This is a genomic window from Rhodococcus qingshengii JCM 15477, from assembly GCF_023221595.1.
GTDB lineage: Bacteria > Actinomycetota > Actinomycetes > Mycobacteriales > Mycobacteriaceae > Rhodococcus_F > Rhodococcus_F qingshengii.
Map to the genome: position 1 here is coordinate 5,799,801 of NZ_CP096563.1, position 22,210 is coordinate 5,822,010.

General features: G+C 62.0%; 24 protein-coding genes. 14 read left to right on the top strand and 10 right to left on the bottom strand.

From position 1 onward, the window contains the following. The first annotated feature begins 140 nt into the window (after nt 1-140). Genes M0639_RS26820 through M0639_RS26830 form a run of 3 tightly spaced genes read left to right on the top strand, consistent with a single transcriptional unit; the run spans nt 141 to nt 3,589 of the window. Nucleotides 141-890: a succinate dehydrogenase cytochrome b subunit gene (locus tag M0639_RS26820; RefSeq protein WP_047269404.1), complete on the top strand. Its 750-nt coding sequence runs from the start codon at nt 141-143 to the stop codon at nt 888-890. Then, complete coding sequence (locus M0639_RS26825) at nt 891-2,843, top strand: fumarate reductase/succinate dehydrogenase flavoprotein subunit (protein ID WP_064075000.1); 1,953 nt, start codon at nt 891-893, stop codon at nt 2,841-2,843. Beyond that, nucleotides 2,840-3,589: a succinate dehydrogenase/fumarate reductase iron-sulfur subunit gene (locus M0639_RS26830; protein WP_064075001.1), complete on the top strand. Its 750-nt coding sequence runs from the start codon at nt 2,840-2,842 to the stop codon at nt 3,587-3,589. The genes M0639_RS26825 and M0639_RS26830 overlap by 4 nt, the downstream gene beginning before the upstream one ends. A gap of 3 nt (nt 3,590-3,592) precedes the next feature. On the opposite strand, the gene M0639_RS26835 is transcribed toward M0639_RS26830, so the two are convergent. Then, nucleotides 3,593-5,074, bottom strand: coding sequence for an anion permease (locus tag M0639_RS26835; protein WP_042446385.1), 1,482 nt, complete (start codon nt 5,072-5,074; stop codon nt 3,593-3,595). A 427-nt stretch (nt 5,075-5,501) separates the two neighbouring features. Here M0639_RS26835 and lepB point away from each other — a divergent pair, with 427 nt between their 5' ends. The 10 genes from lepB (at nt 5,502) to M0639_RS26885 (ending at nt 13,776) form a co-directional block, all read left to right on the top strand. Next, nucleotides 5,502-6,245 carry a signal peptidase I gene (lepB, locus tag M0639_RS26840; RefSeq protein ID WP_042446389.1) on the top strand — a complete coding sequence of 248 codons (744 nt, stop codon included), beginning with the start codon at nt 5,502-5,504 and terminating at the stop codon, nt 6,243-6,245. 106 nt (nt 6,246-6,351) lie between these two features. Continuing rightward, complete coding sequence (locus tag M0639_RS26845) at nt 6,352-6,705, top strand: glyoxalase superfamily protein (RefSeq protein WP_003942961.1); 354 nt, start codon at nt 6,352-6,354, stop codon at nt 6,703-6,705. A 55-nt stretch (nt 6,706-6,760) separates the two neighbouring features. Continuing rightward, nucleotides 6,761-7,810 (top strand): saccharopine dehydrogenase family protein, encoded by a 1,050-nt coding sequence (locus M0639_RS26850; protein WP_042921555.1) that lies wholly within the window; start codon nt 6,761-6,763, stop codon nt 7,808-7,810. After that, nucleotides 7,807-8,391: a TetR family transcriptional regulator gene (locus tag M0639_RS26855; protein ID WP_007730752.1), complete on the top strand. Its 585-nt coding sequence runs from the start codon at nt 7,807-7,809 to the stop codon at nt 8,389-8,391. The genes M0639_RS26850 and M0639_RS26855 overlap by 4 nt, the downstream gene beginning before the upstream one ends. A 21-nt stretch (nt 8,392-8,412) precedes the next feature. After that, nucleotides 8,413-9,039, top strand: coding sequence for an SMI1/KNR4 family protein (locus M0639_RS26860; protein ID WP_042446400.1), 627 nt, complete (start codon nt 8,413-8,415; stop codon nt 9,037-9,039). Then, a complete protein-coding gene (gene galT / locus M0639_RS26865; RefSeq protein WP_064075002.1) occupies nt 9,036-10,136 on the top strand; it encodes a galactose-1-phosphate uridylyltransferase in 1,101 nt (366 codons plus the stop codon). The genes M0639_RS26860 and galT overlap by 4 nt, the downstream gene beginning before the upstream one ends. Then, nucleotides 10,136-11,266, top strand: a complete 1,131-nt coding sequence (gene galK / locus M0639_RS26870; protein WP_064075003.1) for a galactokinase — start codon at nt 10,136-10,138, stop codon at nt 11,264-11,266. Before galT ends, galK begins: the two co-directional genes overlap by 1 nt. A gap of 119 nt (nt 11,267-11,385) precedes the next feature. Continuing rightward, nucleotides 11,386-11,835 carry an RrF2 family transcriptional regulator gene (locus M0639_RS26875; protein WP_003943059.1) on the top strand — a complete coding sequence of 150 codons (450 nt, stop codon included), beginning with the start codon at nt 11,386-11,388 and terminating at the stop codon, nt 11,833-11,835. A gap of 31 nt (nt 11,836-11,866) precedes the next feature. Next, a complete protein-coding gene (locus M0639_RS26880) occupies nt 11,867-13,060 on the top strand; it encodes a globin domain-containing protein (RefSeq protein ID WP_064075004.1) in 1,194 nt (397 codons plus the stop codon). Between the two features lie 92 nt (nt 13,061-13,152). After that, on the top strand, nt 13,153-13,776 hold the full coding sequence (locus M0639_RS26885; protein WP_042446415.1) for a LysE family translocator: 624 nt from the start codon (nt 13,153-13,155) through the stop codon (nt 13,774-13,776). A gap of 2 nt (nt 13,777-13,778) precedes the next feature. Here M0639_RS26885 and paaK read toward each other — a convergent pair whose 3' ends face one another. The 9 genes from paaK to M0639_RS26930 form a co-directional block, all read right to left on the bottom strand. Next, a complete protein-coding gene (gene paaK / locus M0639_RS26890; RefSeq protein ID WP_064075005.1) occupies nt 13,779-15,080 on the bottom strand; it encodes a phenylacetate--CoA ligase PaaK in 1,302 nt (433 codons plus the stop codon). Nucleotides 15,081-15,121: 41 nt separating this feature from the next. After that, nucleotides 15,122-16,201 (bottom strand): 1,2-phenylacetyl-CoA epoxidase subunit PaaE, encoded by a 1,080-nt coding sequence (gene paaE, locus M0639_RS26895; protein WP_064075006.1) that lies wholly within the window; start codon nt 16,199-16,201, stop codon nt 15,122-15,124. A gap of 4 nt (nt 16,202-16,205) precedes the next feature. Then, a complete protein-coding gene (gene paaD / locus M0639_RS26900) occupies nt 16,206-16,664 on the bottom strand; it encodes a 1,2-phenylacetyl-CoA epoxidase subunit PaaD (RefSeq protein WP_047269445.1) in 459 nt (152 codons plus the stop codon). Between the two features lie 50 nt (nt 16,665-16,714). Next, nucleotides 16,715-17,632, bottom strand: coding sequence for a 1,2-phenylacetyl-CoA epoxidase subunit PaaC (gene paaC, locus M0639_RS26905; RefSeq protein ID WP_007730623.1), 918 nt, complete (start codon nt 17,630-17,632; stop codon nt 16,715-16,717). 28 nt (nt 17,633-17,660) lie between these two features. Further along, nucleotides 17,661-17,978, bottom strand: a complete 318-nt coding sequence (gene paaB, locus M0639_RS26910) for a 1,2-phenylacetyl-CoA epoxidase subunit PaaB (protein WP_020909477.1) — start codon at nt 17,976-17,978, stop codon at nt 17,661-17,663. Beyond that, nucleotides 17,975-18,943, bottom strand: coding sequence for a 1,2-phenylacetyl-CoA epoxidase subunit PaaA (paaA, locus tag M0639_RS26915; RefSeq protein ID WP_007730621.1), 969 nt, complete (start codon nt 18,941-18,943; stop codon nt 17,975-17,977). Before paaA ends, paaB begins: the two co-directional genes overlap by 4 nt. Nucleotides 18,944-19,035: 92 nt before the next feature. After that, the gene (locus M0639_RS26920; protein WP_029256503.1) at nt 19,036-19,821 is read right to left on the bottom strand and encodes an enoyl-CoA hydratase-related protein; all 786 of its coding nucleotides are present in this window, start codon (nt 19,819-19,821) and stop codon (nt 19,036-19,038) included. A gap of 27 nt (nt 19,822-19,848) precedes the next feature. Then, nucleotides 19,849-20,706 (bottom strand): 3-hydroxyacyl-CoA dehydrogenase family protein, encoded by an 858-nt coding sequence (locus tag M0639_RS26925; RefSeq protein ID WP_007730617.1) that lies wholly within the window; start codon nt 20,704-20,706, stop codon nt 19,849-19,851. Beyond that, nucleotides 20,703-21,431: an enoyl-CoA hydratase/isomerase family protein gene (locus M0639_RS26930; RefSeq protein ID WP_007730615.1), complete on the bottom strand. Its 729-nt coding sequence runs from the start codon at nt 21,429-21,431 to the stop codon at nt 20,703-20,705. Before M0639_RS26930 ends, M0639_RS26925 begins: the two co-directional genes overlap by 4 nt. Before the next feature lie 107 nt (nt 21,432-21,538). On the opposite strand from M0639_RS26930, the gene M0639_RS26935 reads away from it, so the two are divergent. Further along, nucleotides 21,539-22,150: a TetR/AcrR family transcriptional regulator gene (locus tag M0639_RS26935; protein ID WP_007730612.1), complete on the top strand. Its 612-nt coding sequence runs from the start codon at nt 21,539-21,541 to the stop codon at nt 22,148-22,150. Nucleotides 22,151-22,210 lie beyond the last annotated feature (60 nt).

Genomic DNA, 22,210 nt, shown 5'->3' on the forward strand with positions numbered 1-22,210 from the left:
ACTTTCGGGTAATGAGCACCCCTACACTCCCATTCACCTGCATTAACAGACAAGTCGGGCACCCATCCGTTGGCCGAAAACCTCGATCGGGCTTAGGCTGACGGCACCTGTCCGGCAAGTCTGGCGTGGGAGGTTTGTCTGTGAGTGCTCCGACCCGTGTATCGCGAGCTACCGGCGATTCACTCCAAGCTCGACCGCGGCCGTCCAACATCACGTGCAAGATTCTGATGGCCGTGACAGGACTGATCTTCGCCGCTTTCGTTCTCGTCCACATGATCGGAAACCTGAAGGTCTACACCGGTGCCGATCACTTCGACGACTACGCACACTGGCTACGAACGGTGTTCGAACCCTTCCTGCCCTACGAGGGACTTCTGTGGATTCTTCGCATCGTCTTGCTCGCGTCATTGGTCGCACACGTCTGGTGTGCCTGGCTGCTCACCGTCCGCGGACGCCGAGCTCGAGGAAAATTTCGACGTAAAGGTCTGGGAATCAAGTCCTTTACAGCGCGCACGATGCCCGTCACCGGAGCTGTGCTGCTGCTGTTCGTCATTTTCCACATACTCGACCTCACGACCGGAACCCGACCCATCGGCAGCAGCGAGTACGAAGCGGCCACGCGCACACAGAGTTACGCATACGACAATCTGATTGCCAGCTTCGAGCGTCCGCTGGTGGCAGCGTTCTACATCGTCGCGATGGCTCTGCTGGCAATGCACCTCGCGCACGGACTCTGGAGCGCGGTCAACGATCTCGGCGTGACCGGCCAACGACTGCGCCAGATTGGCGTTGCACTCTCCGGAATCTTTGCGCTCGTCGTGATGGTCGGAAACATGTCGATCCCCATCGCGGTCATGACCGGCGCCATCTCGAAGACAGGAGCGTCATAAGTGAACAGCTTCGAACTCGACGATCTGCGCAGCATCGGGACACCGGTGGACGGTAAGGTCCCGGCCGGCGATCCGGCGACGGCCTGGCCCACTCGCAAACTCGACTACAAGCTCGTCAGCCCACTCAACCGGCGCAAGTTCACGGTCATCGTCGTCGGTACCGGCCTCGCCGGCGCGGCCTGCGCCGCCTCCCTCGGTGAACTGGGCTACCACGTCGAGTCCTTCACCTTCCACGATGCACCCCGCCGTGCACACAGTGTCGCCGCGCAAGGAGGCATCAACGCTGCTCGCGCTCGAAAAGTGGACAACGACAGTCTCGCCCGCTTCGTGAAGGACACCGTCAAGGGCGGTGATTTCCGGGGCCGTGAGGCCGACTGTTTCCGTCTCGCCGAAGAATCCGTACGCGTCATCGATCACATGAATGCCATCGGGGCACCGTTTGCTCGCGAGTACGGCGGCACTCTGGCCACCCGATCCTTCGGCGGCGTTCAGGTGTCGCGCACGTACTACACGCGCGGGCAGACAGGCCAGCAGTTGCAGATAGCGTCGTCGCAGGCACTGCAACGTCAGATCGCAGCCGGAACGGTCAACCTACACACCCGAACCGAGATGCTCGATCTCATCGTTTCGGACGGGCGAGCACAAGGGATAGTCACACGCGATCTCGTGACCGGTGAAATCGGCGCCACCACAGGCCATGCCGTCGTACTGGCATCCGGCGGCTACGGCACCGTATTCCACAAGTCCACACTTGCGAAGAATTCCAACGCCACGGCCGCGTGGCGAGCGCACCGACGCGGCGCGCTGATTGCCTCACCCTCGTTCATCCAATTCCATCCGACGGCACTTCCCGTCAACTCCGAGTGGCAGTCGAAAACCATTCTGATGAGCGAATCCCTGCGCAACGACGGCCGAATCTGGGTACCGGCCAAGCCCGGAGACGATCGTGAGCCCGGCGACATTCCCGAAAACGAACGCGACTACTACCTCGAGCGCAAATATCCGGCGTTCGGGAACCTCTCTCCCCGCGACGTCTCTTCACGGGCCGCCCGCGAGCAAATCGACTCCGGTCACGGCGTCGGCCCTCTGAAAAACAGTGTGTACCTGGATTTCCGCGATGCGTTGGCACGGCTCGGCCGCAAGACCATCGAGGAGCGCTACGGAAATCTGTTCTCGATGTATCGCGACGCCACCAGCGAAGACCCCTATACGGTGCCGATGCGCATCGCCCCCGGAGCCCACTTCACCATGGGAGGACTGTGGAACGACTACGACCAGATGACCTCCATCCCCGGCTTGTTCGTCGGTGGTGAGGCAGGCTGGGGATACCACGGGGCCAACCGCCTCGGCGCCAATTCGTTGCTCTCGGCATGCGTCGACGGCTGGTTCACCCTCCCGTACGCGATTCCGAATTATCTTGCACCGCTACTCGGATCCACTCCACTCGAACTGTCCGATCCCGCTGTGACGTCGACGCTCACTGACGTGAGGGGTCGGGTGGACCTGCTGCTCTCGGTCGGCGGAACACACGGCCCCGACAGGTTCCATCGACAACTGGGCGAGATCCTCTATGCGGGTTGCGGTGTCACCCGAACGGCCGAGGGCTTGACCAAGGCGATCGCCGAAATCCGCGCACTGCGAACCGATTTCTGGTCGAACCTGCGAGTTGCCGGCAGCGGAAACCAGTTCAACCAGGAGTTGGAAAGGGCCGGCAGGGTAGCCGATTTCCTCGAGCTCGCCGAACTGATGTGCGTCGATGCTCTCGATCGTGACGAGTCCTGTGGAGCGCACTTTCGTGCCGAACATCAGACTCCCGACGGCGAAGCGCAGCGAAACGATCAGGACTGGTGCTTCGTCTCCGCGTGGGAAACCGCCCAGGACGGCAGACACGTTCGACACGACGAGCCGTTGTCCTTCACCGCTGTTCCACTGCAGACGAGGAACTACGTATGAAAATCACCGTGGACGTGTGGCGCCAATCCGGACCTGAGTCGTCCGGCGCATTCGACACCTACCAAATAGACGACGCGACGGTGGAGATGTCGCTGCTGGAGCTCCTCGACCGACTCAACGACCAACTCGTGGAGAGCGGCAACGAACCCATCGCCTTCGATTCCGACTGCCGAGAAGGGATCTGCGGGTCCTGTGGCATCACCGTCGACGACGTTCCCCATGGGCCGGTTGCGAACACTCCCACGTGCCGTCAGCACCTGCGCAGCTTCTCCGACGGTGACCGAATCAAACTGGAGCCGTTCCGCTCCGCAGCCTTTCCCGTGGTCCGAGACCTCGTCGTCGATCGCTCTGCGCTCGACCGGGTGCTCGAAGCCGGTGGATACGTTTCGGTCAATGCAGGAACCGCGCCGGACGCAGACAGTCAGCCGCTCTCGCATCAAAGTGCCGAAGCTGCACTGGACTTCGCCGCGTGCATCGGCTGTGGCGCTTGCGTGGCAGCCTGCCCGAACGGTGCCGCGCACCTCTTCACCGGGTCCAAACTGACCCACCTGTCTCTCGTCACGCAGGGCCGCAACGAACGTGGCAAGCGGGCCCGAGCGATGTCGCACCAGATGGAGGCCGATTTCGGGCCGTGCTCGACCTACGGTGAATGTGCGCAGGTGCGTCCCGCGGAGATACCGCTGACCGCGATTGCCGCTGTCAACAAGGAATCGATGCGATTCGGATTGCGGCGCAAGGACAACTGATCGTCACCAGGCGCCGATCAGCTTCATCCACGCGCCGCCGATGATCGTCCAGATCAGGATGATCACGACGCTCATCACGAAACCGATTCGGAACCACTCCGAGGTCTTGATGTATCCGGAACCGTAGATCACTCCGGCCGGACCGGACGCGTAGTGCGAGATACCGCCGAACAGGCTGCCGATGAAGCCGAATACCAGGGCCGAGAACAGCGGCGGCGCACCGGTTGCCACCGCCGCGCCGAGAAACACCGCGTACATGGCGACGATCTGCGCGGTGTTCGACGCAAACAGATAGTGCGCGTAGAAGTACACCAAGGTCAGGATCGCAAAAGCCCAGATCCACGGCAAACCGTCGACGCTCGAGGAGACCTGGGTTCCGATCCACGAGATCACGCCGAGTTCTTCGAGATGGCTTGCCATACCGACCAGAACGGCAAAGAACACGAGCGTCTGCCACGCCCCGGTGTCGTGGACCAGGTTGTTCCACGTCAGCACCTTGGTCACCAACAGGATGCCGATTCCGACGAATGCTGTTGTAGTGGCATTGACGTTGAGCTGCGAGCCCAGGCACCAGAGCACCAGCAGCAGAACGAAGGTGGCGGCCATGATCTTCTCGTTGCGGCTGATCGGACCTGCCTTGCGCAGTTCCTCCCTGGCTTGCTCGGGTGCTTTCGGAGTCTTCAACATCGTGGGCGGGAAGATCTTCGACATCACCCACGGGATCGCGATCAGACTCGCAATTCCCGGAACCGATGCTGCCAGCGCCCATTTGCCCCACGAGATGTCGATGCCGATCTTGGCAGCCGCATCGACGGCCACAGGGTTACCCGCCATGGCGGTGATGAACATCGCGGAGGTCACGACGTTGACTTGCAGCGACGTGAGCAGCAGATATGCTCCGAGCTTCTTGCGAGAGTCCTCGGGCTCGGGATTGGAGTCCTCCAACTTGCTCAGCGAGACGATGATCGGATAGACGACGCCACCCGCACGGGCGGTGTTCGACGGCGTCGCCGGAGCAAGTATCAAGTCCGTCAACGCCATTCCGTAGGACAATCCGAGACTCGACTTGCCGAGTTTGGTCACGAACATGAGCGCAACCCGTTTGCCGAGTCCAGTGACCAGAAAGCCCTCGGCAATGAAGAACGATGCGACAATCAGCCAGATCGTGGTGTTACTGAAGCCGGACAACGCTTCCGTCGGCGTCTCGGTCTGGGTGATCATGGCGATCGATAGGCCTACCAGCGCCACAGAACCCGTCGGCAGCGGCTGCAAGATCAACGCCACGATGGTGCCGACGAAGATTCCGAGCATGTGCATGCCCTTGGGATCCACACCGTCCGGAACAGGCATGAAATAGATGATCAAGCCGAGGACGACGGGCACCGCAGCCGGGTAGTACCGCCTGAGCACTGATTGTTTCGACGGCTCCGCCGGCGGTGTCGTCTCAGAAAAAGACTCAGTGCTTTCGGATTTGGCCTCGGACATTTGCATCTCCTCGACTTGTCGCCCCAGGTGATCGCCCCAGATGATTGTCCCCCAAACATCAGGTTTTCGTGCGGTCAATCCAAGTTCGAGAGAAATTGCCCGGAAGTACAGTCGTCCTTACGAGGCGCTGTCTCGCACCGACGCTTCAGTGGGAGAATGCCCATCTCTCGCAAAAGATTGTGCCAATCGATCAACAGAGGCGCCGGCGTGCTGCACGCTTGAATCTCGGAGAGTTGTTCAACCTGCTTCTGCGAAAGGTATTCGTCGGCACGATGTTTGGGTCAGGACTGCGCGGATTGCCGATCTCGACCGGATCTTCGCGCGTGATGTGATCCAATTCCGAAGCATGTCAGCCGACAGACAGACCCACGAACCGAGAAGATTCGTATCGGGCCGACGACTGGTTGCGCCATCTATTGTCGGGAGTGTGACGGAATCCGACGCCCACGAGGACTCGACCGACTCCACTGAATCGGCAGTGGCCGATCACCCGAGGAAACGTCCACTGTGGCGTGAGATTCTGATCCTCGTTGTCGTCGCACTTGTCCTGAGTGTTGTCATTCAGAACTTCGTCGGACGCATCTTTCTGATCCCGTCGGAGTCCATGGAACCGACACTTCACGGATGCACCGGCTGCACGGGAGACAAGATCCTCGTCGACAGAATCAGCTATCGATTCGGGGATCCGCAACCTGGGGATGTGGTCGTGTTCAAGGGACCCGAGTCCTGGAACGACGAGTACAAATCCATTCGATCCGACAATTCGATTGTTCGCGCGTTTCAGGGACTCGGGTCCATCGTCGGCTTGGTCCCGCCGGACGAAAACGACCTCGTGAAGCGGGTAGTCGCGGTCGGTGGCCAAACCGTACAGTGTCTGTCCGAGGAAGAGGGGCTTCGGGTGAACGGCAAGCCGCTGACCGAGCCGTACATCGACAAGCGCATTCCGGGCAACGATACCTCTTGTCAAGGAAGGTATTTCGGGCCGGTCACGGTTCCCGACGGGAACCTGTGGGTGATGGGCGACAACCGCGCCCATTCGAAGGATTCACGTTTCCATCTCGATGACGAACACAGTGGAACGGTGCCGATCGACAATGTCATCGGCAAGGTTCAATTGATCGTCCTTCCCTTCTCACGGTGGGGAACTGTGAGCTCGTTCGATCCGCAGTGACAGATCGAATCAACCAGGCGGCCCGCATCTTCGGACGGCACAGTCGACATGGCTCCGCTTTCGGACGATCATCGAGCGCATCTGTTACCGAGGTTAGGAGAACCACATGCGCGCTCGACGCATCACCGCCAATCTCAAAGTCGCCGATGTCGGAACCGCCAAGAGCTTCTACTCCGACTTTCTCGGCCTGAGCACCGAAGAGTTCAACATGGGGTGGGTCGCTCGCTACACCTCTCCCGACACCGGCGCGAACGTACAGCTCGTCACGCACGACGCCACTGCAGCCGAGGACTCGGTCATCTCAGTCCACACGGACGACGTCGACGGCGCCTACGAAGAGGCCCGCAGGCTCGGCTACGAAATCGTGCACCCCATAACGACCGAAGAGTGGGGTGTTCGCCGATTCCTCGTCCGGGCACCCGATGGCAACGTCGTCAACATCGTGCGACACCGGGACTGAGCAGCGGAAAGAACCCCATTCGACGCTTTAGGTCATTTGACCTAGAGTTAGGTGCATGACCGATTCATTGCAGTATTCAGCCGACGGCCCGATCCTCGTGGCCGGCGGATACGGAACCGTGGGCAGCGCCCTGACAGCGTTGCTCGCCCCCGACTTCCCACTACTCCTCACCGGACGCACCCCCGAGCGAGGCGACGAACTGGCCGGCCGTCACGGCGCTTCCGTCCGCCGCTGGGACCTCCTCGACCCGACACCCTTCGACGCGTCCGTACGCGCGGTCGTGTCGACGGTCAACGATCCCCACGATCGTGTCCTGTCCGCCGCCGTCGAGGCCGGCATTCCGTACGTGGACATCACCCGCTGGACAACCCGCGTCGCTCGCGCCGCCACTCTGGCGGGTCAGAAGTCGCCGAGCGCACCGGTGTACCTGTCGTCCGGATGGATGGGCGGAGTCACCAATATCGTCGCCGCAGCGCTGGCCGAGGAACTGGGTGGCGCGAGCACGATCGACGTCTCGATTCGCTACGACGTCAACGACATTGCCGGGCTGGACTCCGTCGACTTCATCGATCGGCTCGGGCAGGATTTCGAGGTGATGCAGCAAGGAAACCCGATCACCGTCAGCCCGTTGACGGATACACGCTGGGTCGACTTCCCCGGATCGCGCACCAAGGTCGGAAGAATCGACACTCCGGAACAATTCACGTTCCCCATGACCTTGGGCGCCGAAACTGCCAGCACTCGAATAGGTTTCAGTTCGAATGCATCCACAACTGCGCTGCTCGCCGCCAAGAAGGTGGGTCTGTTCCGTTGGGGTCGCGGTGACCGCTTCACACCGCTACGACGCGGACTCCTGTACTCGCCGGGCAAGGGCGGGAGCGCGCAAGTACGCATCGATGTCACCGGCCCGAGCGGCACGACAAGCGCGACAATCGTCGACCGGCAGGGCCAGGCTCACCTCACCGCGGTGGGCGGCGCGCTGGCCGTCAGACGAGCCTTGGCCGACGATGCCCGGCCTGGAGTCACTTTCCCCGAATCGCTTCCGAACCCGCGCCGCACCGTCTCCGAGTTGGAGAGCTTCGGGGTGGCAGTATTGCGACCATGACCCTCTCCAAGGGCGCCGCCCGTGCGGCAGCACTTCTCGACGCAGCAGAACAGGTCCTCACTACTCAGGGCAATGCCAACTCGGCAATGCGCGATTTCGCAGCCGCGGCCGGAGTGCGGGTAGGACATCTGCAGCACTACTACCCCACCCGTGCAGATCTGATACGCGCAGTGATGTCACGTGCATTGACCCGCTCACTGGATCGCCTTGCCGTCGTCCCCGATACGGATCAGAGCCTCTCCCGCGAGGAATCCGAACACTTCATCGGAGTCCTGCTCGGAGAACAGGACGACCAGGCCACGGTGCGTCTGTACGTCGAAGTATGGGCCATTGCAGCGGCGGACCAAGAAGTCGCGGTCGTGCTTCGAGACTTCTACGCCCAGTACATCGCACACGTAGAGCGCGCAGTCGCGTGTGCACAACCGGAGCTGGATGCGACTGAACTTGGCGCGACAGCGCAGACCATCGTGAGCCTGCTCGAGGGTTCCGCAATTCTCCGATCGGGAATCACCGGCCGAAAGTCCGAGGCTTCGGACCGAAAGCTCGTGGACACACTGCAGTACCTGATTCACGGGTCCTGACTCGGACGTATCGTAAAGCCCATGAGCGTTGCAAACGAATGGAGCCGAATCGAAGCGTGGTGCCGTACACACGCACCGGTGACGGCTGCAGCGTTTCAACCAGGACTCGGTGACGCCGTTATCGAGGAATTCGAAGCCTCGACCGGCGTCACGTGGCCCCAGGAACTTCGCGACCTGTATCGGGTCCACAACGGCAGCCTGACCCACGACGACCGGACCGGCCTCTTTCTCGGCAGCGTGCTCCCGGACAAATTCTTCTACCCCATCGACGTCGCAACAGAAGTTCGTCTCACTCTGCTCGAAACGTGGGATGAGACGATCTACGAGAATCCAGACCTCTACGCCGAGGACGAGATGGATCGACACGATCAACGCGACGCAGGCACTGCCGCAACCATGTTCATCCCCTCGTTCGTTCCCTTCGCCGGACTGGACGAGTACCACTACTTCGTGGACACCCGCAGCGGCGCACTCCACCATTGTGTGACCGAGTATGCGTCGGACGCCACTGACAACGGCGGTCCGATCTGGGCGTCCATCTCGGTAATGCTGGCCGCCCATGCCGTAGCGCTGGAAACAGGATCAACGATCGGAGTGTGGAAACCCGTTGTCAGCAAGGGTGTTCTGGAATGGGAAGTCGACGCATGACACCCAAGCAGGATCCGACCCGTCGCACCCTCGCCGACGGGCGTCAGATCTTCTACTTCGACGATGCCGGCAGTGCCCGCGCCCACTCTGCGCGAGATTCCCGCGAATTGCCGGCTCTCGACCACTCGTCTCGGATGAGATTCGACGTTCTCACCGGGGAGTGGATCACCATGGCTTCACATCGCATGACACGGACACATCTCCCCTCCGCCGCCGAATGTCCATTGTGCCCGACCGACGAAACACGCACGCCCACAGAGATACCCGACGGAGACTACGACGTCGCGGTGTTCGAGAATCGGTTTCCGAGCTTTGCCGCGGCGCCCGAGGAAGCCATTGACAGTCCCGGAGACGGTGCGGGCGATCGCCCAGCGGCCGGTCACTGCGAAGTGATGTGCTTCTCGAGCGATCACACGGCGTCCGTCGCCGAGCTTCCACTCGAACGCATTCGCACGATTGTGGGTGCCTGGATTTCTCGGACCGAAGAGTTGTCGGCGGATCCGCTTGTGGAACAAGTGTTCTGCTTCGAGAACCGCGGCGAAGAAATCGGGGTGACACTCACCCATCCACACGGACAGATCTACGCATACCCGTATGTCACGCCACGCACCCGATCGATGCTGACGCAGGCGCACAGACACTTCGAGCGCACCGGTCGCTCACTACTCGCCGATGTTCTGGCGTTCGAGCGCGAGGACAAGGCCCGGTTGATCTACGACGGCGATCACTGGAGCGCCTACGTCCCGACCGCCGCACGATGGCCCATCGAGATTCACCTGGCACCGCACCGAGACGTCCCGGACCTTCCCTCGCTGAACGACCAAGAGCGCGACGAGCTTGCGGTCGTCTACCAAGATCTCCTACGCCGTATCGATCGCTTCTATCCGGGCGTCGACCGGGTACCGTACATCGCGGCTTGGCACCAAGCTCCCGTCCGCATCAACCGACCTCTGGGCCGACTGCATCTTCAGCTGTTCTCGATCTTGCGCGCACCGGGCAAACTCAAATACCTCGCCGGGTCCGAGTCCGCCATGGGCGCCTGGGTGAACGACACCATTCCCGAGGCAGTCGCGGCCCGTCTACGGGAGTTGAAATAGTGGATACCGTCTCGAACAATTCTGTGCTCCAACAGTTTCACGCCACCTACGGCTATCCGGCAACCGGAGTGTGGGCGGCACCCGGTCGAGTCAACCTGATCGGTGAACACACGGACTACAACGGTGGATTGTGCCTACCGGTCGCTCTCGAGCAGCGAACACTGGTTGCCGTCGCACTGCGCAGCGACGGGGTCGTCCGCGTGCACAGTCGGCAATCCGCCGAGACGTACACCGGGCCCGTCGACGACATCGCCACAGGGTGGGCCGCCTACCCCACAGCCGTTCTGTGGTCTCTTGCGCGCAGAGGCCTCCCGATCGGAGGAATCGATCTTGCCGTCGACTCGTCGGTACCGGTCGGGGCCGGACTGTCGAGTTCCGCCGCCCTCACCTGTTCGGTTGCGTTGGCCGTCAATGAACTTCATGATTCACCCTTCCCCCGCGATGAGCTGGTACAGGTGTGCATCCAGGCGGAGAACGACGGCGTCGGCGCACCGACCGGAGGAATGGATCAAACCATTGCCCTCTTTGCTCAGCCCTCGACTGTGCTCCTGCTGGACTGTCTGGACGGATCCACCGAACCCATACCTTTCGAACTCCACGGTGCAGGGTACGAACTGATCGTCATCGACACCCGGGTCAAACACTCGCTCGCAGACGGACAGTACGGAATGCGGCGCTCTCAATGCGTCGCTGCAGCAGCAGCTCTCGGCGTCGGCAGCTTGCGAGAGGCTACAGCAGACCAGGCCGAGACAGTGCGAGACCCGATCCTCCGGGCGCGGGCACGGCACGTCGTGACCGAGATCGAGAGGACGCGGAAGACCGCAGAACTTCTGCGCAGCAGCAGATTCAGTGACGTCGGCGAGCTGTTCGACAACTCGCACGCCTCGTTGCGCGACGACTTCGAGGTCTCGTGCGATGAACTCGACGTCGCCGTTGCCGCAGCACGACGCGGCGGCGCGATCGGTGCGCGGATGACCGGCGGCGGATTCGGAGGCTCGGCCATCGCGCTGGTTCCGGAAGGAAGCGGAGCGGAGGTCATCGCGTCGGTGAGCCGCGACTTTGCGGCGCGAGGTTGGCGAGCACCCCACTTTCTCGGCGTCGTTGCCGGGGGTTCGGCCGCCCGTCTCTGAGCGAACGGCACGTTCAGCGCACTGGAGGCGCCGAACGTACCGTTCGCCCTGGTTGGGGCACCTCGAGATCCCCCTCACATAAATAGTCATCTCAGATGCGAATTATGTAGGTTCAGATCATGCAACTGACGCAGTTCACCGATCTGGGATTGCGCGTCGTCATGCGGTTGGCCGTACTCGACGCGGATGCCTCCCCCAGCACTCGGGATGTTGCGCAGCAGCTCAACGTGTCGTATTCCCATGCCACCAAGGTGGTTACACGGCTCGGTGAGCTCGGCATCGTGACAACCAGGCGCGGCCGCGGCGGTGGGCTTTCCATCACCGAACTCGGCCGCACCGCCACCATCGGCTGGCTGGCCAGACGCCTCGAAGGCCCGGGTGAAGTCGTCGACTGCGAAGGCGACAAACCGTGCCCATTGCGCGGAGGTTGCCTCCTTCGAAGTGCGTTGCGCGAAGCACAGGAAGCGTTTTTCGTTTCACTCGACGCGGTCACGATCGAAGACGTCATCCGGCAGCCGTCCAAAACTGTCCTGCTACGCCTCACCACCCGGAGCGACGAAGCAGGCTGATCAATCGACTTTCGACCGAACGGAGCAGCTCATGCTTTCCCCACAGTCAACCGAGGTCATTCGCGCCACCCTTCCCGTGGTCGGCGCCGCCATCGGCGATATCACAACCCTGTTCTACCGCAAGATGTTCGACGCACATCCTGAACTCGAACGTGATTTGTTCAATCGCGGCAATCAGAAACAGGGCGAACAGCAGAAGGCTCTCGCCGGCGCCATCGCGGCATTCGCGACGCTTCAGCTCGAGCCGGACAGCGCCAAGGTCGATCTCATACTCTCACGCATCGCGCACAAGCATGCGTCGCTGGGAATCACTCCCGACCAGTACGCAATCGTGCACGAACACCTCTTTGCCGCGATCGTCGAAATACTCGGCGATGCAGTCACTCCCGACGTCGCAGCAGCCTGGGACGAAGTCTACTGGCTGATGGCGGAAACCCTCATCACGATGGAGCGAGGCCTCTACCAACTCGCCGGCGTCGACGCCGGTGACGTCTGGCGCACGGTAAGGATCAGCGAACGAGTTCTTCAGTCCGCCGACACCGTCTCACTGACGCTCACGTCGCTCGACGGTAGCGCACTCCCCACCTTCGCTCCCGGACAGTACCTTTCGGTCGGGGTTACGCTGCCCGACGGCGCCCGCCAGATCCGTCAATACAGCCTGTGTTCGATACCGAGCAGCGCAGACTGGCGGATCAGCGTCAAGCGAATCTCCGGAACTCCCGATGGCGAAGTGTCGAACTTCCTCTACAACAACGTATTCGAAGGTCAAGAACTCTCCGTCACCACACCTTTCGGCGATCTCACCATGCCGGACGACAACTCACCGCTCCTGCTCGCGTCGGCCGGAATCGGTTGCACACCGATGATCGGGATGCTCAATCATCTCGTGGACACCGGCGCTGACCGTTCGGTATCTGTCATCCATGCGGATCGATCCATTGCGGATCACGCGCACCGCGCAGAACTCAGCACACTCGTCGACCAGATCCCCGCCGCAACCCTGCACCGTTGGTACGAGGATCTCGGCACGCACGTTGCGTTCGGATCGGTTCACGAAGGACGGGCGGATTTGCAAGGTATTGCAGTGGAGCCCGATACCCAAGCCTTCCTTTGCGGGCCGATGCCGTTCATGTTGGCGATGCGCGCATCGTTGCTCGAAAGGGACGTCCCGGCACAGAATATCCACTACGAGGTCTTCGGGCCCGACAGCTGGGCCAACACCTGAGCGGACCACTGCCTGCGAACTGGACCTTGGCGCGCGACTGCAAACCCTTGTGTACTCGACGAAACATACGCATCGAGTAGTGGGAGACCGACATGATCACGTCAGCGTCGATGACGGGAGTCGCGCTGATCGCCCTGGCGATGGTTCTGACACCGGGCCCCAACATGATCTATCTGGTGTCCCGCAGCATCAGCCAGGGCCGCCGGGCGGGTTTGATCTCGCTCGGCGGAGTCGCAACCGGTTTCCTGGTCTACCTCGCCGCCACGTGTGCAGGGCTGACGGCGGTTCTCTTCGCCGTACCAACGGTGTTCACCGCGGTGAAAATCGGTGGTGCCCTGTACCTGGCCTATCTCGCCTGGTCGACACTCCGACCAGGTGGGAAGTCCGCTTTCGAGGTGGGCGAGGTCGACCGCCACGGTAGCGGCCGTCTGTTCGGGATGGGGTTGACCACCAATCTGCTCAATCCCAAGATTGCGCTGATGTACGCGGCCCTGATCCCCCAGTTCGTCGATCCCACTGCGGGTCCGGTCTGGCAACAGGCACTCGTACTCGGCGGCGTGCAGATCCTGGTCGCAGTCACCGTCAACGCGTTGATCGTGTGCTGTGCGGCAGCCGTGTCGACCTTCCTCATGGCGCGTCCGGTGTGGATGCGGGCTCAGAAATGGCTAGCTGGTGGCATTCTCGGAATCTTCGCCACCCGCATGGCCCTGGAGTAGTTTCAGTCCTTCGGACGTTGGTCGATCAGACGACGCGCTTTGCCGATCGAGCGTTCGAGACCGCCGGGTTCGAGAACGCTCACCTCGACCGTGACACCGATCTTGTTCTTCACCAGCTTCTGCAACGCCGAAGACGCTGCCGCATGATCGGAAATCGCCGCGTCAGGGCGAGCCTCGACGCGCACTGTCAGAGTATCCATCCGATCCGGACGCTCCAGCACACACTGGAATTGGGGTGCCAGGGCGGGGACGGTCAAGATCAGCTCTTCGATCTGTGTGGGGAACAGATTGACCCCACGCAGGATGATCATGTCGTCGGTCCGGCCGGTGACCTTCTGCATCCGACGCATCGAGCGCGCCGTACCCGGCAACAGTCGGGTCAGGTCCCTGGTTCGGTAGCGAATGATGGGCAGCGCTTCCTTGGTGAGAGAGGTGAAAACCAGCTCACCTTCTTCACCGTCCGGCAGCACTTCGCCCGTGACCGGATCGATGATCTCCGGGTAGAAGTGGTCTTCCCAGATATGGAGCCCGTCTTTGGTTTCCACACATTCCATTGCCACACCCGGGCCCATGATCTCGGAGAGTCCGTAGATGTCGACCGCATGCATGTCGAGTTGCTGTTCCAGCTCGGTACGCATCTGTTCGGTCCACGGCTCCGCTCCGAAAACTCCCACCCTCAGTGAGGTCTTCGAGGGATCGATGCCTTTCTTGATCATCGCATCCACGATGGTCAACATGTACGACGGAGTCACCATGATGGCGTCGGGTTCGAAGTCCTCGATCAGTTGAATCTGCCGCTCGGTCATGCCACCGGACATGGGAATGACCGTGCAGCCCAAGCGCTCCGCACCGTAGTGTGCTCCCAATCCACCGGTGAACAGACCGTACCCGTAAGCCACGTGAACCTTGTCCGAAGACCGCACGCCGCCGGCCGAGAGACTGCGCGCGATGAGATCGGCCCAGTTGTTCAGGTCGTTGCTCGTGTACCCCACCACCGTCGGGCGACCGGTGGTCCCCGAGGACGCGTGAATTCGCGAGACCCGGTCCTGGGGCACCGCAAACATCTTGAACGGATAGTTCTCACGTAGATCCGCTTTGGTGGTGAAGGGGAACTTCGCGAGATCGCTCAGATCCTTCAAGTCGCTCGGGTGGACGCCGGCGTCGTCGAAAGCTTTGCGGTAGTGCGGAACATTGGTGTACGCGTGCATCAGGGACCATCGCATCCGCTCGAGTTGGAGCGTCGAAATGCGTTCCCGACTGGCAAATTCGATGTCTTGCGATGTAGCAGTGACGAGTTCGGTCATGATTGTCTCCGGTGGGCTCAGTGAGGGCGCTGTGCGGGCGGTCAGGCGTCGAAATCGACTGTTATCTGTTCACCGACAGGGAAGGTCTGGCAGGTCAGTACGAAACCCGCGTCGACTTCGTAGTCTTCGAGTGCGTAGTTCCTGCGCATCTCGACGTCACCGCAGGTGACCTTGGCGCGACACGTTCCACAGACCCCGCCCTTGCACGCGAAGGGCAGATCCGATCGGTACTGTTCCGCTGCATCGAGAATCGACTGGTCTCGCGGAAGTGTCGCGGTGGTCGATCGACCGTCGAGCGTGATGGTGACCTCGCTGCCTGGTCCCACAATTCCGGGCTCACGATGCACTGCAACCGGCGGAGCGACGTCGTCGACGTAGAACAGCTCGTGATGGATGCGATCCTTGGCAATTCCCAAGCCGGCCAGTACTTCCTGGGCGTCGTTGACCATCCCGAACGGACCACACAACCAGAAGCCGTCGACCTGGTCGCACGGAACGAGAGAGATGAAGATCTCGCGCAACCGGTCGGCGTCGAGACGGCCCGAGAACAACTCGACCTCGCGCGGCTCGCGAGAGAGAACATGAATAACGTCCAGGCGTGCACCGTACCGGTCCTTCAGGTCGGCGATTTCTTCGGCAAACATGACCGAACGGGTGCGCCTGTTCCCGTACAGCAGGGTGACATCGGCCTCGGGGTTCACCAGCAGTGTTGCAGCGATGGACAACATGGGCGTGATTCCGGAGCCCGCCGCGATCAGAACGTGCCGTCCACCCAATGCCGGATCGGCGACAAAATTGCCAGATGGGCCCTGGACGTCGATTCGATCCCCGGCCTTGACGTCTCGCACCAACCAGGAGGAGAAGAGTCCGTCTGCTACTTCGCGAACCCCCACCCGTGGAGACGCCCCTACCGGTGCACAGATCGAGTAGGAGCGACGGTGTTCGACGCCGTCGATCATCCGCCGCAGTGTCAGTGACTGCCCGGCGCCGAAGTCGAATTGATCGGCGATATCGGCAGGCACGTCGAAGGTGACGGCAACTGCGTCGTCGCACAGTGATTCGACACCGGCGACCGTCAACGGGTGAAATGGTTTGTTCCGGTTCGTCGTTGCGGTACTCATCTGTTCAGATCTCCTTCACGTGATCGAACGGCTCGAGGCAGTCGAGGCAGCGATAGAGCGCCTTGCACAGGGTCGCACCGAATTCCGAACTCAGTCTGGTGTTTGCCGAACCGCACTGGGGGCACAGGATGTCGCGCGGCTTGGCCGTCAAGGTCAAGGCGATCGGGCCGGAGGTGCGACGCGGCGCGGCCCCCGGCACCGAGTACCCGGCCGTCCGAAGTTTCGCGAGCCCCTCTTCGCTGATCCAATCCGAACTCCAAGGCGGCGACAGTTGAGTCTTGATCTGGACGCTGCCGTACCCCGCGTCGGTCAGCTTGTGCTCGATGTCGTCTCGCATCGTCGCCATCGCCGGACACCCGGAATAGGTGGGAGTGATTGTCACACAGACCAAGTTCGCTTCGACGTCGACCGATCGGATGACGCCGAGATCGGCCAAGGTCAACAGTGGCATCTCCGGATCCATCACCGAGGCGACGATCTCCTGCGCGGAACAGACGGTAGCGGCAGTCACGGTCACCACACCCCTTCCGGATGCTCCCGAGCGACGCTCTGCATTTCGGCGAGAAGTAGCCCCAGTGCCCCGGTGTGCAGTCCGGCACGCCCGCCGCGGCCGCCGACGAAACCGGAGAAACGCGAAGGGGGCTCTTCCATTTCGGCTGCATGGAGGACCTGGGCAAGAACAGCGTCGAACTCCGGCCGAACAGTACGCGGGTCCACTCCGACGCCAACTTCTGCCAAGACGAGTTCGTCCTGAGTGGGAACAAAGAGTTCGTCCACGAACGGGAAGATCTCGAGCAAGGCGTCGGCCGTCCGACGCTTGGATTCTGCCGTGCCGGCGCCCAAGGTGACGACCCATCTTGCCGCGTAGTCGCGGTGATAGGTCAGTTCCTTGACGCCCTTGTTCGCCACAGCTGCGAGAACCGGATCGCGCGACATGCGCAGCCGATCGAACAGCGCCAGCCGCCAGGTCGAGAACACGAGTAGCCGAACGACCGTGTGCGCGAAGTCGCCGTTGGCGAGTTCCACCAGTCTCACGTTGCGGAAACCGAACTGATCACGAAAGAAGGCAAGCGCATCTTCAGCCGGCACCGGTGACGTATCGGAGATGAACGGAACCACAGTGGAATCGGCTGCTGCCGCGCGAGCCAGCAGCAGCCTGGCCTGCCCGATCAAGTCCAGGCCGACGTTGGCGAGAGCTACCTCTTCTTCGAGTTCCGGTGCCCGCGTCGACCATTCGGCGAGTCGCTGCGAACTGACGAGCGCGTCGTCGCCGAGCATGAGGCAGTAGCGCGCCAGCGCACCGAGATCGACATCGCCTGGCACCGTGGTGTCGACGCCGGCGAGGGGGTCGTCGAAGCTCGTTCCGAACGCCCACTGACCGTGGCCGTCACCGTCGACCAGGCCGTCGTAGGCACTGTCGTGATCGTTCATCTGTTGGTCCTCGAAGTCGAAGTGATTCTCACATGTGCGGAACGGAGTCCGGGATGTCGTAGAAAGTCGGGTGCCGGTAGACCTTGTCGCCGCTCGGCGCGAAGAACGGATCCTTTTCTGCCGGACTCGAAGCCACGATTTTCGCGGATGGCACGACCCAGATACTCACGCCTTCGTTACGTCTGGTGTAGACGTCGCGCGCGTGGCGTAACGCCATCTGGTCGTCTGCCGCGCGCAGGGATCCGACGTGCACGTGGTTCAGTCCGCGCTTTCCCCTCAGAAATACCTCGTACAAAGGCCATTCGCCCCGCACCTGATCGCCCTGTACCTGATCGTTCTCGCTCATGATGTTTCCCCAGTCGTGCGATCGTGCGCGAGTCTCTCGCGCTGTGCAAAGGCGTACGCGGCGTCGCGAACCCAGGCCCCGTTGTCGTGTGCGGCTTTCCGATTGGTGATCCGCTCGACGCTCGCCGCTCCGTTGCCGCGGACCACGTCCATGAATTCGCTCCAGTCCGGCTCGCCGAAATCGTGTGCGCCACGCTCGGGGTTCCAGCGCAGGTCGGGATCAGGGAAGGTCACACCGAGTATCTCGGCCTGCGGTATCGACATGTCCACGAATCGTTGCCGCAGTTCGTCGTTCGTGTGCCGCTTGATGCGCCACTTCATCGACTGCTCGGTGTTCGGCGATTCGTCGTCCGGCGGTCCGAACATCATCAGAGCGGGCCACCACCATCGGTCGACGGCTTCCTGCACCATTGCCCGTTGAGCTTCCGTGCCGCGCATCATCGTCGCCAACAGCTCGAAGCCTTGCCGCTGATGGAACGATTCCTCCTTGCACACACGGATCATCGCGCGCGCATACGGCCCGAAGGAGCTGCGGCACAGCGGAACCTGATTGCAGATGGCAGCTCCGTCGACCAGCCAGCCGATCACACCCACGTCGGCGTATGTCAGCGTCGGATAGTTGAAGATCGAGGAGTACTTCTGCTTTCCCTCGATCAGTTTGGTGGTCAGATCGCCACGATCGGCACCGAGCGTCTCGGCCGCGGAGTAGAGATACAGACCGTGCCCGGCTTCGTCCTGGACCTTCGCCATCAGGATCGCCTTGCGTCGCAACGAAGGCGCACGGGTGAGCCAGTTTCCCTCGGGCTGCATTCCGATGATTTCGGAGTGCGCATGCTGGGCAACCTGACGGATCAGAGTCTTGCGGTAGCCGTCCGGCATCCAGTCGCGAGGCTCGATGCGCTGGTCTGCCGCGATCGTCTCGTCGAACAGGTTCTGCAGGTCTTGTGGAGCTTCCACGTTGGTCATCGTACCTACCTTTTATTACCGAATGATCGGTTGGTAACTAGTATGCACCGAGGTGTCCCAGCACACAAGAGAATCTTTCGCCGCACCAGAAATCAGCGGCCCTCGAAAACCGGCTTCTGCTTCGACAGGAAAGCCGTGACTGCGCCTCGATGATCTGCCGTGGAACCCAGCTCCACCTGTGCGTTCGCCTCGGCCGCCAGCGTCTGGGAAAGCCCAGGAGCAACGGCACGGATCAGCGATTTCACGTGGGCGAAGGCCGCGGTGGGTCCGTCGGCAAGCCGACGCGCGAGTACCCGAGCCTCAGCTGCGACGTCCTCGTCGGCCACCACGCGATGAACCAAGCCCCACTCCAGCGCGCTCTGCGCGTCGAACTTGTCGCCGAGCAACATCAGGCCACTGGCGCGGCTAGGTCCGAGCGCGTGCACGAGCGCATGACTGAGCCCGGAGTCACTGGCCAGACCGATGCCGGTGAATGCCGTCGCAAAGCTCGCGCGAGCCCCCACGACACGGATGTCTCCGGCCAACGCGATTCCCAACCCGGCCCCGACGCAGGCTCCGCCGATACCCACCACCACCGGGACAGAGAGCGTCGACAGCGCCGTGACGATGGGGTTGTAGTGCGCCTCGACGGTATCCATCGCGTGCGCCGGATCAGCATCCAACGCTGCGGCGTGCTCGCCCAGATCCTGACCGACGCAGAAGTTCTTGCCTTCGGCGAGAATCAACACCGCTCGAACCTCTGCGTCCGCGTGAACCTGCAGCAACGCTTCGAGCAGCTGAGACTTCATTTCGCCGTTGACGGCATTGGCGGCCTTGGGTCGGTCGAGAGTGATTGTCGCCAAACCTCGCTCGATCTCCAAGCGAATCACGTCAGTCATCGATGTTCCTTTCGCAGGCAGTTCGGTTCAGCTCCATGTGTGAAAACCCTGTCCCGTCTTGCGCCCCAACTCGCCGCGAGCCACCTTCTCTCGCAGCAGTGCTGGAGGTGCAAATCGATCACCGAGCGTGCTCGCGAGGTGTTCGGCGATCGCCAGGCGCACATCCAACCCGACCAGATCTGTCGAACGCAGCGGGCCCATCGGATGCCGATACCCCAATTCCATTGCTCGGTCGATCGATTCCGCGTCCGCCACACCCTCTTCGAGCATGCGGATGGCTTCGAGCCCGAGACCGACACCAAGTCGGCTGGTTGCAAAACCAGGTGAGTCGTTGACGAGCACCTCGGCTTTGCCGAGCATCGACACCCATGCTCGTACCGAGTCGACAACCTCGGGGCGGGTCTGAGGCGCCCGGACGATCTCGACCAACAGCGACGCCGGGACTGGATTGAAGAAGTGCATACCGATGAACCGGCCCGGATCCGTCAGCGCTGCGCCGAGTTCGGCGATCGACATGGAACTGGTGTTGCTGGCGATCACGGTGCTTTCTCCGGCAACGGTTTCCGCAGCGGCGAGCACCTCGACCTTGAGGGCCGCAATTTCCGGGACCGCCTCGACGATCAGGTCGAGCGACGGTGGCAACGAGGTCACTGCGTCCACGGTGCTCACGCGCGCCAGCACCGTCGCGGGGTCCTGGTCGTCGAGTTTCCCTCGCTCGTGAGCTCTGTCGAGGCCGGCGGAAACACGCTGCAACGCGGCCGCGGTGTCGCCACTCTCCGCGATGGTGACCGCCCCGCCGAGACTGGCGAACACCTGGGCGATACCCGCACCCATGCGTCCACCGCCGATGACTCCGACGGTCTTCGGTGCAACTGCTTCAGTCATGATTTCTTCTCCAGGAAGGCCGTCATGCGATCGCGCTTGTCCGAACTCTCGAACAGGACGGCCTGGGCGATGTCGTCGGCAAACGGATGCGATCCCGGCGCATCGACGATGATCTTGGTCAATCGCAGTGCCAGCGGGGACAGTCGGGAAATGCGGTCGAGCAGCCGATGCGCTGCGTCGACGTGGCAGTTCGGTTCGGTTACCTCGACAACCAGGCCCGCTCGTAGCGCCTGCTCGGCGTCGAGGTTCCTGGCACCGAGGAGCACCTGCTTCGCGATCGAGACGCCGACGAGCTTCGGCAGTCGATAGCTGGCGCCGGCGGCTGCCATTATGCCGAGATTGGGCTCCGGATTCCCGAAGACCGCCGTCGTTGTCGCGATGCGAATGTCGCAGGCGTAGGTCAACTCTGCCCCACCGCCGAGCGCGTAGCCGCTCACGGCGGCCACGGTGGGAAGCGGGAGCTTTCCGATTCGGTCGAACAGAGTGCGGTTGATACCCGCGAACGCTTCCTCTCGTCCGCGCTCTCGGAGCTCCGCGATGTCAGCGCCGCCTGCGAAGTGGTCGCCGCGCCCCGCAAGCAGGAGCAGCTTCGGATCCCGTTCGAGGCGTCCACAAACCTGATGCAGTTCGTCGATCATTTCCGCGTTGATCGCATTGCGTTGCGCGGGCCTGTCGAGGGTGACCACGACGCGATCCTCGCGCTCGTCCACGTGCAGGGTGTTCACATTCGCTCCTTCTCGCTCTTCTCCATTAGTAACCGAACATTCGGTCGTTTGGCAAGGGTGAGAACGAGGATGGTGCACAGCTTTGCCCGAACTGAGAAGATGGGGACATGACTACGGCACGCCCCACTCGACGCACCGGCCTCCCCGGACGTCCCGGCTACGACCTCGATTCGCTCCTGGCCGTGGCCGTGAAGGTGTTCAACGACAAGGGCTACGACGGCGCCAGCATGGAGGTGCTCGCCAAGAAACTCGGCATCACGAAGTCCTCGATCTACCACCATGTGTCCGGAAAGTCAGAACTTCTCGAACTCGCCCTTTCGCGTGCACTCAACGCCCTGTTTGCGGTCACGACCGAAGAGGGCGCCACCACCGGTCCGTACATCGACCGGCTCGAATACCTGGTCCGGCGCAGCGTAGAGGTGCTGGTCGCAGAGCTTCCATACGTCACCCTGCTCCTGCGCGTCCGCGGCAACACGACGGTCGAGCGCGCCGCGCTAGCTCGTCGGCGCGAATTCGACAACTTCGTCGGAGGTCTCGTCGCGTCCGCCGCAGCGGAGGGAGACTTGCGCCCGGACATCGAACCAGCCCTCGCCAGCAAGCTGATGTTCGGCACCGTCAACTCACTGATCGAGTGGTACAAACCCCGAGCGGGTGAGTCCGTCTCCGACATCGCCGACGCGGTCGTCGCCGTCACTTTCGACGGACTTCGCAAGGCCTGACTCCAGGCAGTTCTGCCGAATCCTTGACAACGCGGCGTTACCGGGCGATCGTAATTACCG

Excerpts from the sequence above, each read along its gene's own strand:
- paaD (WP_047269445.1), bottom strand. The coding sequence starts at position 16,664 with ATGGATCCGGAGATGCCACTGTTGACCTTGGCCGATCTCGGCGTCATC.
- paaB (WP_020909477.1), bottom strand. The coding sequence starts at position 17,978 with ATGAGCGAGAACGATCAGGTACAGGGCGATCAGGTGCGGGGCGAATGG.
- M0639_RS26835 (WP_042446385.1), bottom strand. The coding sequence starts at position 5,074 with ATGTCCGAGGCCAAATCCGAAAGCACTGAGTCTTTTTCTGAGACGACA.
- paaC (WP_007730623.1), bottom strand. The coding sequence starts at position 17,632 with ATGAACGATCACGACAGTGCCTACGACGGCCTGGTCGACGGTGACGGC.
- M0639_RS26855 (WP_007730752.1), top strand. The coding sequence starts at position 7,807 with ATGACCCTCTCCAAGGGCGCCGCCCGTGCGGCAGCACTTCTCGACGCA.
- M0639_RS26935 (WP_007730612.1), top strand. The coding sequence starts at position 21,539 with ATGACTACGGCACGCCCCACTCGACGCACCGGCCTCCCCGGACGTCCC.
- M0639_RS26925 (WP_007730617.1), bottom strand. The coding sequence starts at position 20,706 with ATGACTGAAGCAGTTGCACCGAAGACCGTCGGAGTCATCGGCGGTGGA.
- M0639_RS26880 (WP_064075004.1), top strand. The coding sequence starts at position 11,867 with ATGCTTTCCCCACAGTCAACCGAGGTCATTCGCGCCACCCTTCCCGTG.
- M0639_RS26875 (WP_003943059.1), top strand. The coding sequence starts at position 11,386 with ATGCAACTGACGCAGTTCACCGATCTGGGATTGCGCGTCGTCATGCGG.
- M0639_RS26845 (WP_003942961.1), top strand. The coding sequence starts at position 6,352 with ATGCGCGCTCGACGCATCACCGCCAATCTCAAAGTCGCCGATGTCGGA.
- galT (WP_064075002.1), top strand. The coding sequence starts at position 9,036 with ATGACACCCAAGCAGGATCCGACCCGTCGCACCCTCGCCGACGGGCGT.
- M0639_RS26920 (WP_029256503.1), bottom strand. The coding sequence starts at position 19,821 with ATGACTGACGTGATTCGCTTGGAGATCGAGCGAGGTTTGGCGACAATC.
- M0639_RS26850 (WP_042921555.1), top strand. The coding sequence starts at position 6,761 with ATGACCGATTCATTGCAGTATTCAGCCGACGGCCCGATCCTCGTGGCC.
- M0639_RS26830 (WP_064075001.1), top strand. The coding sequence starts at position 2,840 with ATGAAAATCACCGTGGACGTGTGGCGCCAATCCGGACCTGAGTCGTCC.
- M0639_RS26860 (WP_042446400.1), top strand. The coding sequence starts at position 8,413 with ATGAGCGTTGCAAACGAATGGAGCCGAATCGAAGCGTGGTGCCGTACA.
- paaE (WP_064075006.1), bottom strand. The coding sequence starts at position 16,201 with ATGAGTACCGCAACGACGAACCGGAACAAACCATTTCACCCGTTGACG.
- M0639_RS26885 (WP_042446415.1), top strand. The coding sequence starts at position 13,153 with ATGATCACGTCAGCGTCGATGACGGGAGTCGCGCTGATCGCCCTGGCG.
- paaA (WP_007730621.1), bottom strand. The coding sequence starts at position 18,943 with ATGACCAACGTGGAAGCTCCACAAGACCTGCAGAACCTGTTCGACGAG.
- paaK (WP_064075005.1), bottom strand. The coding sequence starts at position 15,080 with ATGACCGAACTCGTCACTGCTACATCGCAAGACATCGAATTTGCCAGT.